Genomic DNA, 13,315 nt, shown 5'->3' on the forward strand with positions numbered 1-13,315 from the left:
TCACTCCAGATTCTGGACCTGTTCGCGGAATTGCTCGACCACGTTCTTCATGGCCAGGCCCGTATTGGTCAGCTCGATGTCGTTCGACTTCGAGCAGCAGGTGTTGACCTCGCGGTGAAACTCCTGCGCCAGGAAGTCGAGCTTGCGGCCGATTGGGCCGCCCTTGCCAATCAGCTCGCGCGCCTGCGCGATGTGCGAGGCGATGCGGTCGAGCTCCTCGCGGATGTCGGCCCTGGTGGCGATCAGGATCGCCTCCTGCATCAGGCGGTCGGAATCGAACCGGTCGGAGGTGTCGAGCAGGGTCGCGATCTGCTCGGCGAGCCTCGCCTTGATCGCCTCGGGCTTGCGGCCCGGCGCAGCTTCCGCCTTCCTCGCCAGCACTTCGACCTCGTCGACCCGCTGGGTCAGGATCTGCCCGAGCGACGTGCCCTCGCGCTTGCGCATCTCGACGAGATCGGCGAGCGCCTTGTCGAAGGCCTCCGCGGCGGCGGCACGCGCGGCCTTGTCCTCCTCCTCGTCACCCTCGGGCTCGGCAACCTCGACGACGCCCTTGATGGCGAGCAGGCCGTCGACGCTCGGCGCGACCGCATCGACCTTGCCGGCGATCATCGCGGCCGCCTTCAGGACGGCATTGAGCACGTCCTCGTTGACGCGGACGGAAGCTGCGGCGTTGGCGCGCTTGACGTTGAGATTGGCGTAGACGGTCCCGCGCGACAAAAGCTCGCCGGCGCGCTTCTTGGCGTGGGCCTCAAGCTCGTCGAACCCCTGCGGCAACCGCACCCTGAGGTCAAAGCCCTTGGCGTTGACCGACTTCAATTCCCATTCGAACGTATACGGCCCGCTAGCGCCGTGGCTTCGGGCAAAGCCGGTCATGGACGACAGCGCCATCAGGTCAATTTCTCCGGAAACTCAGGATTCGCGAGGCCCATCAGGCCACGCGAATCTTAAGACTATTTTGCGGGAAAGTGGAATCCGCAAAGTCCGGCAGGCAGATCTGCGCGAACCTAGCGCTGGACCACCGGCGGCGACGGCTGCACCGCGCCCTGGCGGGCGGGCGCGGGATTGGCGGGGCGAGCGGCTGGCGGCTTTTTCTGCTGATTGGGCCGCGCCGGCGTGGTCGCGGTCGGCGGATCCGCGGCCGCGCCGGGCGCGGCGGCCGCCGGCGGCTGCGCATCCTCGGCCGGCTCGACCGTGTCGTTCTGGATCTGCTTCTCCATCGCGCGGAGCTTGGCGACGTTCTTCTGGTGCGCGTCGTAGGTCTCGGTGAAGGCATGCCCGCCGGTGCCGTCGGCGACGAAATAGAGGTCGCGGGTGCGGGCCGGGTTGGCGGTGGCTTCCAGCGAGGCGCGGCCGGGGTTGGAGATCGGGCCGGGCGGCAGTCCCTCGATCACATAGGTGTTGTAGGGCGAAGGCTGCGTGATCTCGCTGCGCTTGATCGGACGGCCGAGCGTACCCTTGCCGCCGACCAGGCCGTAGATGATGGTCGGATCGGACTGCAGCTTGATTTTCTGCTTGAGCCGGTTGGCGAATACGGCAGCGACACGGCTGCGCTCGTCCGGCTTGCCGGTCTCCTTCTCGACGATCGAGGCCAGCGTCACCAGTTGCTCCGGCGATTTCACCGGAATGTCCTGGCTGCGGCGCTCCCAGATCTCGGCCAGCACGCGCTTGTGCGCCTGTTGCATGCGCTGGATCACCTGATCGCGCGGGGTCCCGCGCGGGAACTTGTAGGTCTCTGGCAGCAGCGTGCCTTCACGCGGCAACTCGCGGACGCTGCCGGTGAAGATGTCGTTGTCGGACAGCCGCGCCACGATCTGCTCGGAGGTCAGGCCTTCCGGGATCGTGACGGAATGCTGCACCACCTTGCCCTCGACGATGGTGGCGATGACGTCGCGCAAGGAGGCGTTCTTCTGGAACGAATACTCACCCGGCTTCAGGTCCGAGCTCGCCTTCAGCGCGGCGACGCTGGCGATGAACACCCACGGATTGACGTCGGCCACGCCTTCCCGGTTCAACGTCTCGGCGATGTCGCGCTTACCGGCCCGCTGCGGGATGTTGACGATCTTGTCTTCCTTCAGCGGCCCCGGCGCCTCGAGCAATTGCCGGCCGTAATAGTAGACGCCGCCGGCGCCGAGCATGGCGATCAGCAGAAGGGTGATGATGGCGTTGCCGACGATCACGAAGGGATTGCGCGCCCGGTCCGATCGCCTCGGCGGCGGCGGAACCTGCTCGGGCTCCAGCGCTGCCCGCGGACTCCGGGGCGAAATGGGCGGCCTTTCACTCATCGAAGCAACCTGAATCCTGCCGGTTCAATCGCGGCCAGACAATCGCTTGTCGAGCCAATGCACGCGCCCACGGGGTATGACTATCGCTGAATACGGCAAAACGGTGGATTCGTTTCAAACGCAAACTAATGAACCAGGCGGCGGAAGATCACCGACGCGTTGGTACCGCCAAAACCAAAAGAATTCGACAACGCGACGTTGACCTCGCGCTGCTTCGCAATGTGCGGCACGAGATCGATCGCAGTCTCCACCGACGGATTGTCCAGATTGATGGTCGGCGGCACGACATTATCGCGAATCGCGAGAATGGCGAAGATCGCCTCGATCGCGCCGGCGGCACCGAGGAGATGGCCGGTCGAGGATTTGGTCGAGGACATCGCGACCTTGGAAGCGGCGTTGCCGAGCAGCCGCTCGACCGCACCGAGCTCGATCTCGTCGCCGAGCGGTGTCGAGGTGCCGTGGGCGTTGATGTAGTCGAGATCGGATGCCGTGAGGCCGGCGCGCTTGAGCGCTGCCGCCATGCTGCGGAAGCCGCCATCGCCATCGGGCGACGGCGAGGTGATGTGATAGGCATCGCCCGAAAGACCGTAGCCGATCACCTCGGCGTAGATCTTGGCGCTGCGACGCTGAGCGTGCTCGAGTTCTTCCAGGACGAGGACGCCGGCGCCCTCGCCCATCACGAAGCCGTCGCGGTCCTTGTCGTAGGGGCGCGATGCCTTCTCGGGCGTTTCGTTGAAGCCGGTCGAGAGCGCGCGCGCGGCATTGAAGCCGGCAATGCCGATCCGGCTGATCGGCGACTCGGCGCCGCCGGCAACCATGACGTCGGCATCGCCCAGCGCAATCAGGCGGGCGGCGTCGCCGACCGCATGTGCACCGGTCGAACAGGCCGTGACCACCGAATGGTTGGGCCCCTTCAGGCCGTGCGCGATCGAGACGTAGCCGGAGGCAAGATTGATGAGACGGCCCGGAATGAAGAACGGCGACACCCGGCGCGGTCCGCGCTCCTTCAGGAGGATCGCGGTTTCGGCAATGCCGGTGAGGCCGCCGATGCCGGAACCGATCATGGTGCCGGTCGCACACTTGTCCTCTTCGGTCTCGGGATGCCAGTTGGCATCATCGAGCGCCTGGCCGGCTGCGGCCATGCCGAAGATGATGAAGTCGTCGACCTTGCGCTGGTCCTTCGGCTCCATCCAGGTATCGGGATTGAAAGTATCGTTCGTGCCGTCGCCGCGCACGACGGTGCAGGCGTATTTGGTCTGAAGATCGGAGACATCGAAGCTCTCGATCCTGCGTGCGCCGCTTTCGCCGTTGAGGATGCGTTTCCAGGTCGGTTCGACGCCGCAGCCGAGCGGCGACACCATGCCGAGACCAGTGACGACAACCCGCCTCATATTCGAAAACTCCGCATCGAAAGATTCACGGCCAATAACAAGAAACCGGCTGACCGCTGGTCAGCGGCCCGTCCGGTTTCAATGTTGTCCCCGCGAAAATGAAGAGCCTTAGCTCTTCGCGTTCTTCTCGAGAAACTTCGTGGCGTCGCCGACGGTGAGAATCGTTTCCGCGGCGTCGTCCGGAATCTCGCAACCGAATTCTTCTTCGAACGCCATCACCAGCTCGACGGTGTCCAGACTGTCGGCGCCGAGGTCGTCGATGAAGCTCGCAGCGTCGACAACCTTCTCGGGTTCAACACCAAGGTGTTCGACCACGATCTTCTTAACCCGCTCGCCAATGTCACTCATTGCATAACCTCGTGTTGTTCCCTGTAGACCCGACCCCCCGGGACGATACGAGCCGTCGTGGTCGTTGACTGCCTTCGCTTACGAACTTTGATTGGCCCCATCTTAACCGATGCAGGCCCGGCGAGACGGCCAAGGCTCCGCATCGCCAATATACAGGGTTTCAAAAACCTGCAATGGCGTTCTTTGCCCATCCGTTGAGCGTCCGGTTATCATACTTCAACTGCCTTGACTACAAGCCTCATTTCGCACCGGAAACGGCCGTTTGCCGCATCCCGCACCGCCCATGTGGGCAGTGCGGAAGGAGACGTCAGATCATGGCCATGCCGCCGTTGACGTGGATGGTTTGTCCCGTGACGTAGGCCGCTTCGTTCGAACTCAGGTAGACGGCGGCGGCTGCGATGTCCTCCGGCGTCCCCAGGCGGGCAGCCGGAACCTTGGCCAGAATCGTCTCGCGCTGCTTGTCGTTGAGCGCATCGGTCATCGGCGTCTTGATGAAGCCCGGCGCGATGCAGTTCGCGGTCACGCCGCGCTTGGCGTATTCGGCACCGAGCGTCTTGATCATGCCGATCAGGCCGGCCTTCGATGCCGTGTAGTTGCCCTGCCCGGGATTGCCGGTGACGCCGACGATCGACGTGATGGCAATGATACGGCCGAAGCGCTTGCGCATCATCAGCTTGGTCGCGGCGCGCGCCAGGCGGAAGGTCGAGGTCAGATTGATGTTGATGACCTCCTCCCAGTCCTCGTCACGGAGCTGGACGAAGAGATTGTCGCGGGTGATGCCGGCGTTGGCGACGAGAATGTCGACCTGCCCCATCGCGGCTTCCGCGGCGGGCACCAGCGCCTCGACCTCGTCGGCCTTGGAGAGATTGCAGGGCAGCACATGGGTACGCTCGCCGAGCTTGCCGGCAAGCTCATCCAGCACTTCCTTGCGCGTTCCGGAAATCGCAACGGTAGCACCCTGCGCGTGCAGCGCCTGCGCGATCGCGCCGCCGATGCCGCCGGTCGCGCCGGTGACGAGCGCCTTTTTGCCAGTCAGGTCGAACATTGAAAAACTCCTTCAGGCCTGCTTCGCAGCGGCCAATGCATCCTTGGCAGCGGCAATGTCGTTGGGACCACCGACCGACACGCCGACGGCGCCGTCCGCAATGCGCTTGACGAGACCAGACAGCACCTTGCCGGCGCCGATCTCGAAGAAGCGGTTGACGCCCTGCCCTGCCATATAGGCAACCGACTCGCGCCAGCGCACCGTGCCGGTGACTTGCTCGACCAGGCGGCGACGGATCTCGTCGGGATCGCTGATGGCGCTCGCCAGCACGTTCGACACCAGCGGCGCCGCCGGCGCCTTGATCGTGACCTTCGCCAGCGCCTCCGCCATGGCGTCGGCGGCGGGCTGCATCAACTTGCAATGGAACGGTGCGGACACCGGCAGCAGCATTGCGCGCTTGGCACCCTTGGTCTTGGCAATCTCGACGGCGCGATCGACCGCAGCCTTGTCGCCGGAGACGACCACCTGCCCGCCGCCATTGTCGTTGGCAGCCTGGCAGACCTGGCCCTGTGCCGCCTCGCCTGCGACCTCCATGGCGGCCTCGTAGTCGAGACCAAGAAGAGCGGCCATCGCACCGGCGCCGACCGGCACGGCTTTTTGCATTGCGAGACCGCGGGTGCGAAGCAACCGCGCGGTATCCGAGATCGTCAGGCTGCCGGCCGCGGCCAGCGCCGAATATTCACCGAGCGAGTGGCCGGCGACGAAGGCCGCATCCCGCCCCACGGAAAACCCGGCTTCGGCCTCCAGCACACGCAGCGTGGCGACAGATACCGCCATCAGCGCCGGCTGGGCGTTCTCTGTAAGCTGGAGCGTTTCTGCAGGACCATCCCAGATGATCGCCGTCAGCTTCTCCCCAAGCGCGGCATCGACCTCGTCGAACACGGCGCGCGCCACCGGAAAGGCGTCGGCCAAGGCCTTGCCCATGCCAACCGCCTGGGACCCCTGCCCTGGAAATGTGAATGCTGCCGTCATCGGCGCTCCCTGCTTGTCGGGCGTGATCCCTGCGAGAACCGGCAGCCGATGACGCACGGCCTTAGGCCATGGTTCCGGATCATGCTCCAAAGGGGGCCGTAGACACTGTCCGGGGCCGGAATGTCAAGCCAAGATAGGAACTTCGCCCGGGATTCAACGGGGAATGCTGGCCCTAGAATCCACCATTGGTCTGATTGGCGTCGACCGCCGCCCCTGCCTGCGCGCGGCGCGCGCTGTTCACGAGCTGCCCCGGCCGGTCGTCCCGGTCCGGCTTCGCGGTCGCCAGCCGCAGCACCGCGGCGTAGCCCGGCTGCACCTCCATGCGATCTGCGTGCCGGCTCGCACTCAGCAGGCGATGCACCTTCGGCAGATTGTAGCAGGGCACGTAGAACAAGAGATGATGCTCGAGGTGATAGTTCACGTAGTACGGCGCGATGAACAGCCGCTCGAGGAAATTCGCATGCGTGGTGCGGGTGTTGCGCAAGGGATCGCTGCTGTCGGGCACGACAGCGTGCTCGGCGATGTTGCGGATGCGGGTGATGACCATCATCCAGGTCAACAGCGGCACCAGCCATAGCAGCGGATAGGCCCACCACACGCCGGCTGCCGCAAGCGCTGCGAACATCGCGGCATTGGCGAGGCATTGCGGGCCGAGCTTCTCCCAGAAATGCGCAGCGCGCTGCCGCAACGTCCAGTCCTTCGGCCCGAGCGCATTGAGCAGTTGCGCCTTGCGCTGCTGGTAGCCGGTCTGCCCGGTGATGTCGCGAATGAACTTGCGGCGATAGCTCAGCTTGGTGATCGGAAACGGCGCCGACAGCACGAGATCGGGGTCGTCCTCCTGCTGGGTGCGCGCGTGATGCTGAAGGTGGTAGCGCCGATAGCTGCGCGTCTCCGCGAAGAGAGGATAGGCGCAGAACCATTGGCTCAGGGTCAGATTGGTCTTCTCGTCAGCGGACAGGCAGCCATGCGCGCCGTCATGCATCAGGATCGCGAGCCCGAGCTGGCGCGAACCGATGATGGCAACGGCGAGAATGTAGGTGATCGGGTTGGGCCACCACGCCACCAAAGCGATCGCTGCGACAATGAGTGCCCAGGCGTGGGCGATCAGCGCGACGCCTTTCCAGGTCACGCGCTGGCGCACGTCGGCGAGCTGGTCGTCGGTCAGGAAATCGCGGGCACGCATGCGAAGTGCAGTCATGGCCTAACCCTCCTCATTCGAATTGCCAGATGCGTCGCGCTCGTCGACCAGACGGAGGCGCGCCGTGTCGCTGGCTGATTTCGCCTGCTCGCCAAGCACACGCAGCATCTCGGCGCACAATTCATCCGGCGACCGGCCCATGGCGTACCCCTCGAGAATGACGCCGATGGCGACGGCCCAGAACCGCCGCGAGCTTTCGTCGGGCGCACGCAGGGAGCGCCAGCCGTGCCGCGCGACCTGGCTCGCATAGGCGCGTGCGCCTTCACCGTGCAGGCGCTCGATGGTGCGCTCGACCAGCGGCGCAAGATCCTGGCGCCGCCGGGTCAGCGTCAGCGCCTCTGCGAAGAAGGCGACCGAATCGCTCGCCGTCACGGTCTCGGCTAGCGCGCGGGTATAGTCCCGCGGCGTGCGCGCTTTCAGCGCTGCCTGCTCCGTCGCCCGCGCCAGATACAGCAGCTCTCGGCAAGCGCATTCGACGAACAGCGCCTCCTTGGTGCGGAAGTAATAGGTGATCTGGCTCGGGAACGCGTCCGCGGCGGCGGCGATGTCGGTGATGGCCGTGCCGGACAGCCCCCGCTCCCTGAACAGCGGGCTCGCCGCATCCAGCAGCAGCGACCGCATCTTGCGGCCGGCCGAACGTGTGGCCCGTGCCGCATGCTTGGGGTCGCCAGCCGCCTCTAACGGCTCATGGACCGACTTTTCCGCCATTGGGGTCCTCTGCGTTGATTTATTTGTATGCTATACAAACAAATAAATCAAGCTGGTATGGTCCGCGAGGACCGGTCCCGCTGCCCGCACCGGAACCATCCGGGGCCGAAAGCACGGCCTCCAACCTTGCAAAGCCGGCCAAAATCCGTATAAGCGCGCCATCCGCAGACCCCGGCCGGGAGCTGAACGGACGGTCTCAGCAAATCATTCGTGATTTTGGTGTGGCAGGGCCAGTCGGCCCGTCGTCCCGTGTTTCCGCCTTCTGAGCTTAATCCCAGAGTCCTTTCCGAAGGCCTCTTAAGGGCTTGACGCCGGGCGATGCGCCAACATGAGGAAAGGACCATTATGGCTCTCTATGAGCATGTTTTTCTCGCGCGCCAAGACGCGAGCACGCAGCAGGTCGAAGAGCTGACTGCGCAGATGACCGGCATCGTCGAGGGTCTCGGCGGCAAGGTCACCAAGACCGAGAATTGGGGCGTTCGCTCCCTCACCTACCGCATGAACAAGAACCGCAAGGCGCACTTCGTGCTGCTCAACATCGACGCGCCGTCCGCGGCGATCGCCGAGATCGAGCGCCAGGAGCGCATCAGCGAAGACGTGATCCGCTATCTCAGCGTCCGCGTCGAGGAGCTCGAGGAAGGCCCGTCGGCGATGATGCGCAAGGCTGACCGTGACCGCGAGCGTGACGACCGTGGCGGCGGCTTCCGCGGCGATCGTGAAGGCGGTGGCTTCCGTGGCGACCGCGAGGGTGGTTTCCGTGGCGGCGATCGCGACGGTGGTGGCTTCCGCGGTGACCGCGGTCCGCGCCGTCCGCGCGACGAAGCTGAAACGACAACGCCGGATGCGGAGTAAGATCAATGGCTGAAGCTGGTGCACGCCGTCCGTTTTTCCGTCGTCGCAAGAGCTGCCCGTTCACGGGCGCAAATGCTCCGAAGATCGACTACAAGGACTCCAAGCTCTTGATGCGCTACGTTTCCGAGCGCGGCAAGATCGTGCCGAGCCGCATCACCGCGGTGTCGGCCAAGAAGCAGCGTGAGCTCGCCCGCGCCATCAAGCGCGCGCGCTTCCTGGGCCTGCTGCCCTACGTCATTCGCTAAGACGAATTCGGCCGGCGGCGACATCGCCGCCGGCCGCGCTTTTTTGGTTTCATAAGGCTTCCGGGTCGTCCGGTCGCCGATGGTTGGGGCAAGATGCCTCTAACCGCTCGAAGGGAGCGGGACAGCTGATGATGACTCTTGGACTGATAGCTCTGATCGCCGGCGCTGCGTCGGCCCTGATGTTCGCCTCGATCGTATCGGGCGCGCTGATCTCGCTCGTCCTGTTCTATCTCGCACCGCTGCCGCTGATGGTCGCCTCGATCGGCTGGGGCCCGCTTTGCGCGAGCCTCGGCGGCATCGCAGCTGCGATCGGCCTCGGGGCCCTGTTCGGCCTGCCCTACTGCATCGCCTTTGCCGTGACCGTCGCGCTGCCCGCGTGGTGGCTCGGCCATCTCGTCCTGCTCAGCCGGCGGGTTGGACCCGTCGCGCCGGAAGCCACCACCGAGCCGCCGGCCGAGCCCGAGCTCGAATGGTATCCGGTCGGTCGCATCCTGCTGTGGATCGCGGGCTTCGCCGCGCTGACCACGATCGCCGCCCTGCTCACCCTCGGCACCGACGCCGAGACCATCACCGGCACGCTGCGGCGCGGCTTGATGCGCCTGCTCCGCACCGCCGACCCGCAGACGTCAGGCGAAGCCGGTCAGTTCGTCGACGCGCTGGTGCTGATCGCTCCGGCCGCCGCCACCATCGTCGCGATGATGACGCTCACCCTCAATCTCTGGCTCAGCGGCAAGATAACGGCGACATCGGGCCGCCTGCTGCGTCCGTGGCCGGACATGATGACGGCCGAGCTGCCGCCGATGACGCTGGTGGCGCTCTGCATCGCGCTCGCGTTCTGCTTCACCGGCGGGTTGCTCGCGATGGTCGCGCAGATCACGACGGCGGCGCTGATGATGGGCTATGCGCTGACCGGATTTGCCGTGCTGCATACGCTGACGCTGGCGCTGAAGAGCCGCACCTTCTGGCTCGGTTCGACCTATGCCGTCGTCGTGGTGTTCGGCTGGCCCGTCATCGCGATGGTGATCCTCGGCCTCGCGGATGCCGTGTTCGGCTTCCGCGAGCGCTTCCTGCGCAGCCGCCAGCCACCGCCGCTGCCAACCTCTTAAGTTCAACCCCAAAACCCAACTCACTCAACACTTCAAAGGAGAACGAATATGGAAGTCATTTTGCTGGAACGCGTGAGCAAGCTCGGCCAGATGGGCGAAGTCGTGAAGGTTCGCGACGGCTATGCCCGCAATTTCCTGCTCAAGCGCGGCAAGGCGCTGCGCGCCACCGCCGACAACCGCGCCAAGTACGACGGCATGAAGGCCGATCTCGAGGCTCGCAACCTCCAGTCCAAGGGCGAGGCGTCCAAGGTCGCCGAGAAGATCCAAGGCAAGAACATCATCGTGATCCGTCAGGCTTCCGAAGCCGGCCAGCTGTTCGGCTCGGTCACGGTGCGCGACGTCGTCATTGCGTTCGAAGCCGACGGTGTCTCGCTTGAGCGCCCGCAAGTGCAGCTCGACGCGCCGATCAAGACCATCGGCAAGCACACCATCACCGTCGCCGTTCACCCCGAGGTCGAGGTCGAGGTTTCCGTCACGGTTGCGCGCAGCCAGGACGAGGCCGAGCGCATCAACCGCGGCGAGGACATCTCGACCCGCAACGAGGACCGCGATGCGGCCGCCGAAGCGATCGCCGCCGCCGGCGAGTTCTTCGATCCGGAAGCCCAGCAGGACGACGAGCCGGCGCCGGCTGCGGACGAGACCGAGAAGTAAGACCCGCGTTCGCGCAGGTTGCGACGCCCGGCCGCCTCAGGCGGCCGGGCTTTTCGTTTTCGCGGCGACGTCCTCGCTCAGCATCGCGATCGAAGCGAGCGCAGTTGCCGTGTGCTTCTCGACACCGTCGTTGACGCAAAACACGTCGGCCGCGACCACCGAGACCTGGCGGCCCGGCTTGATCACCCTGGCCCGGCAGATCAGTTTCTCGCCGACCGCCGGCGACAACAGATTGAGCTTGTATTCCGCCGTCAACGCCGGCTGGCCGCGCGAGGTCGCCGCCGCGATCGTCGTGGCGTTGTCGACCAGGAAGGCGGTGACGCCGCCGTGGAAGAAGCCGTGCTGCTGGAGCAGCTCGGGCCGGCGCGCGACCGCAATCGTGCAAGTGCCGCGCGACAATTCCGAGAGCTCGGCGCCCACCAGGTTCATAAACCCCTGACGGCCGACATTGGCGTGGATGCGCTCGGCTACAGCTGCGAATTCGGGATCTGCTTCGGCTCGCATGCGGCTTCTCCTATTGCTTGTGGATCCGATCGGGCGGCCGCAGCGCACGGATGGCACAGGCGACAAGCGTGTCGGCTTCGCTGCGCGGATCGGCGCGGTCACGTCCCGAGAGAAAGGCGCGGCAGAAGATCTGGGCAGGGCCGATGAGCTGGCTGACGAACATCACCGGCGTCATCGGCAAGAGCTCGCCGCCGGCAACCAACGGCGCGCGCCAGCGCTCGATGCCTTCGGCAAGGCGCGCATTCTGCGCGCGCTGAGCGTCGCGGACGTCCTCGCTCCATTCGCTGCGCGATATCTCGAAGAGATAGCGGGCCTCGCGCCGGCTCGACACCACCCAGTCGAGATGGGCCCGGATCAACCGATCGATGCCCTGCCCGGCCCTCGGCATCGGATCGAGCGCGGCCAGCACCGCGGCGTGATAGTGCCGCAGCACCTCCAGGAACAGCGCGCCCGCCAGTTCCTTCTTCGATCCGAAGACATGAAAGAAGCTGCCGTTGGAGGCGCGTGCCCGGGCGCGGATCGCTGCCACCGTCGCGGCTTCGAAGCCGACGCGGTCGAATACGAAAAGCCCGGCCGCCAACAGGTCGTCACGCACGCTCGTCGTCATCGACGCCTCCTAGAGCATCACTCTAGAGTAACGCTCTAATTGCGGTCAAGACGATGCGAAGGCCGCGATGCGTGCGGCCTTCGCAAATCGACGGAAAATCTGGCTCGCTTAGCGCGAAATCGGCGGTGTGGGCGGACCGGACGAGTCGGCTGGCGCCGCGGGCGGGGCCGCAGCGGTCGCGGGCGGTGCAGGCTCCTGCGGCTTGGCTGCCGGCTCGGAGCTCACGGCAGGCGCGGCCGGCTTAGCAGCCTCCTCCGCCGGCTTGGCCTCGGCGGGCTTCGCGGCGGCAGACGGTGCAGCCGGCGTGACCTGCGGTACCGGATCGGGCCGCAGCGCCGGAGTATCGCTGCCGCGCGGCTCGACCTTGGCACTATCCGGCCTGGCCTCAGCGGGCTTCTCTGCCGGCTTGTTCTCGGGCTTCGCCTCGTCACGGCCGGGCTCGACCTTGGCCGAGTCGGGCCTGGTCGTGTCAGGCTTGGTCTCGGCCTTCGGCTCGCTCTTCTTGTCTTCAATGGCCGGCGCGGCGGCGTCGACCTTCGGTGCTTCCTCGGTCCCGGGCTTGGCGCGACGCTTAGCTTTGCGTCCCTCGGGCGCGGCCTGGCCCTCGGGCTTCGCACCTTCCTTCGATCCCTCCTCGGGTGGCCGTGCCGCGCGCTTCTGACGGGCGCCCTCGGGCGCGGCAGCCTCGCCGTCCGGCTTGGCGGCGTCCTGGGAGCGCTGGCGGCGCCCCTGATGGTCCGGCGCCTGGCCGGGCGCGGTATTGGCTTCCTTCTCCTTGGCGCCGTCCTTTTTGTCCTTGCCGTCCTTGGCCTGGTAGCGGGTGTCGGTGGCACCGTTGGAGACGAGGTAGGACGCGAGCACGCCGGCCATGTCGGAGCTGGTCGTGTAGTGCTGGCGCAGGAAGCCCGGCAGCGAGCCCGGCGCCACCGTCTTCAACAGACCGCGCGGGCTCTTGTGGCAGGCACTGCAGGTCTGCGCGAAAAGCTGGGATGGGGCCTTGCCGGCCTCGAGGTTCGTCGCCTGCGCAAGGACGGTATCGGTCGCGCCGAAGCCGATCAGAAGAAATACCGTCGCGAGGCTGAGCGCTCGGCTCGACATTCCCATCATCTCCATTGAATTTACGCGAATGCAGCCGGCATAAGGCGCGGCGGCGGGTCACCTTTTAGCGGATTGAGCCGCGAATGGAAGCAGCCTCCACACGCAAGGATGTGATTAAGCGCTTTTGGAATATCGGCTGTGATCACAGCGCAATAGCGCTGCAGCTTGTTCGAGTGCCGGTGGCCTCGTGAGACGACGCGTCGCCTGTCGGAAGCGGCACATCGTCGCAAAGTCACGACGCCGCAGACACCCGTCATCGTGCGCGCGAAGGCGGCGCCGAACCCGGACCTGACGCTGGTTGGTGAATG

General features: G+C 65.7%; 15 protein-coding genes. 4 read left to right on the forward strand and 11 right to left on the reverse strand.

Annotated elements, in window-relative coordinates; translation table 11 throughout:
• The 8 genes from ABIB99_RS34030 to ABIB99_RS34065 all read right to left on the reverse strand — a co-directional run bounded on the left by ABIB99_RS34030 (position 1) and on the right by ABIB99_RS34065 (position 7,944).
• On the reverse strand, positions 1 to 888 hold the full coding sequence (locus tag ABIB99_RS34030; RefSeq protein ID WP_063983695.1) for a YicC/YloC family endoribonuclease: 888 nt from the start codon (positions 886 to 888) through the stop codon (positions 1 to 3).
• 116 nt (positions 889 to 1,004) lie between these two features.
• Positions 1,005 to 2,282, reverse strand: coding sequence for an endolytic transglycosylase MltG (gene mltG, locus ABIB99_RS34035; RefSeq protein WP_135215284.1), 1,278 nt, complete (start codon positions 2,280 to 2,282; stop codon positions 1,005 to 1,007).
• A 125-nt stretch (positions 2,283 to 2,407) separates the two neighbouring features.
• Positions 2,408 to 3,673, reverse strand: a complete 1,266-nt coding sequence (gene fabF, locus ABIB99_RS34040) for a beta-ketoacyl-ACP synthase II (RefSeq protein WP_135215283.1) — start codon at positions 3,671 to 3,673, stop codon at positions 2,408 to 2,410.
• Between the two features lie 108 nt (positions 3,674 to 3,781).
• Complete coding sequence (locus tag ABIB99_RS34045) at positions 3,782 to 4,021, reverse strand: acyl carrier protein (RefSeq protein ID WP_008130699.1); 240 nt, start codon at positions 4,019 to 4,021, stop codon at positions 3,782 to 3,784.
• Positions 4,022 to 4,328: 307 nt separating this feature from the next.
• A complete protein-coding gene (gene fabG, locus ABIB99_RS34050) occupies positions 4,329 to 5,066 on the reverse strand; it encodes a 3-oxoacyl-[acyl-carrier-protein] reductase (RefSeq protein ID WP_028147729.1) in 738 nt (245 codons plus the stop codon).
• Positions 5,067 to 5,078: 12 nt separating this feature from the next.
• On the reverse strand, positions 5,079 to 6,038 hold the full coding sequence (gene fabD / locus ABIB99_RS34055; protein ID WP_038931867.1) for an ACP S-malonyltransferase: 960 nt from the start codon (positions 6,036 to 6,038) through the stop codon (positions 5,079 to 5,081).
• A 172-nt stretch (positions 6,039 to 6,210) separates the two neighbouring features.
• A complete protein-coding gene (locus ABIB99_RS34060; protein WP_354179811.1) occupies positions 6,211 to 7,236 on the reverse strand; it encodes a fatty acid desaturase family protein in 1,026 nt (341 codons plus the stop codon).
• 3 nt (positions 7,237 to 7,239) lie between these two features.
• On the reverse strand, positions 7,240 to 7,944 hold the full coding sequence (locus ABIB99_RS34065) for a TetR/AcrR family transcriptional regulator C-terminal domain-containing protein (RefSeq protein WP_063983699.1): 705 nt from the start codon (positions 7,942 to 7,944) through the stop codon (positions 7,240 to 7,242).
• Between the two features lie 345 nt (positions 7,945 to 8,289).
• On the opposite strand from ABIB99_RS34065, the gene rpsF reads away from it, so the two are divergent.
• From rpsF to rplI, 4 genes are all read left to right on the forward strand, one after another.
• A complete protein-coding gene (gene rpsF, locus ABIB99_RS34070) occupies positions 8,290 to 8,796 on the forward strand; it encodes a 30S ribosomal protein S6 (protein WP_014495806.1) in 507 nt (168 codons plus the stop codon).
• A gap of 5 nt (positions 8,797 to 8,801) precedes the next feature.
• Positions 8,802 to 9,041 carry a 30S ribosomal protein S18 gene (gene rpsR, locus ABIB99_RS34075; RefSeq protein ID WP_007592020.1) on the forward strand — a complete coding sequence of 80 codons (240 nt, stop codon included), beginning with the start codon at positions 8,802 to 8,804 and terminating at the stop codon, positions 9,039 to 9,041.
• Positions 9,042 to 9,169: 128 nt separating this feature from the next.
• Positions 9,170 to 10,147: a YybS family protein gene (locus tag ABIB99_RS34080; RefSeq protein ID WP_063983701.1), complete on the forward strand. Its 978-nt coding sequence runs from the start codon at positions 9,170 to 9,172 to the stop codon at positions 10,145 to 10,147.
• A 48-nt stretch (positions 10,148 to 10,195) separates the two neighbouring features.
• On the forward strand, positions 10,196 to 10,798 hold the full coding sequence (gene rplI / locus ABIB99_RS34085; protein ID WP_063983702.1) for a 50S ribosomal protein L9: 603 nt from the start codon (positions 10,196 to 10,198) through the stop codon (positions 10,796 to 10,798).
• A gap of 36 nt (positions 10,799 to 10,834) precedes the next feature.
• Here the strand turns inward: rplI and ABIB99_RS34090 are convergent, their stop codons facing one another.
• From ABIB99_RS34090 to ABIB99_RS34100, 3 genes are all read right to left on the reverse strand, one after another.
• Entirely contained in the window at positions 10,835 to 11,302 is a 468-nt protein-coding gene (locus tag ABIB99_RS34090; RefSeq protein ID WP_028149711.1) for a PaaI family thioesterase, read from the reverse strand.
• Positions 11,303 to 11,312: 10 nt separating this feature from the next.
• Positions 11,313 to 11,909, reverse strand: coding sequence for a TetR/AcrR family transcriptional regulator (locus ABIB99_RS34095; protein ID WP_231144888.1), 597 nt, complete (start codon positions 11,907 to 11,909; stop codon positions 11,313 to 11,315).
• A 108-nt stretch (positions 11,910 to 12,017) separates the two neighbouring features.
• Entirely contained in the window at positions 12,018 to 13,007 is a 990-nt protein-coding gene (locus ABIB99_RS34100; protein WP_354179817.1) for a hypothetical protein, read from the reverse strand.
• Positions 13,008 to 13,315: the final 308 nt, after the last annotated feature.

Origin of the sequence: Bradyrhizobium sp. LA6.1 (genome assembly GCF_040547805.1) — a bacterium.
Taxonomy (GTDB): Bacteria; Pseudomonadota; Alphaproteobacteria; order Rhizobiales; family Xanthobacteraceae; genus Bradyrhizobium; species Bradyrhizobium barranii.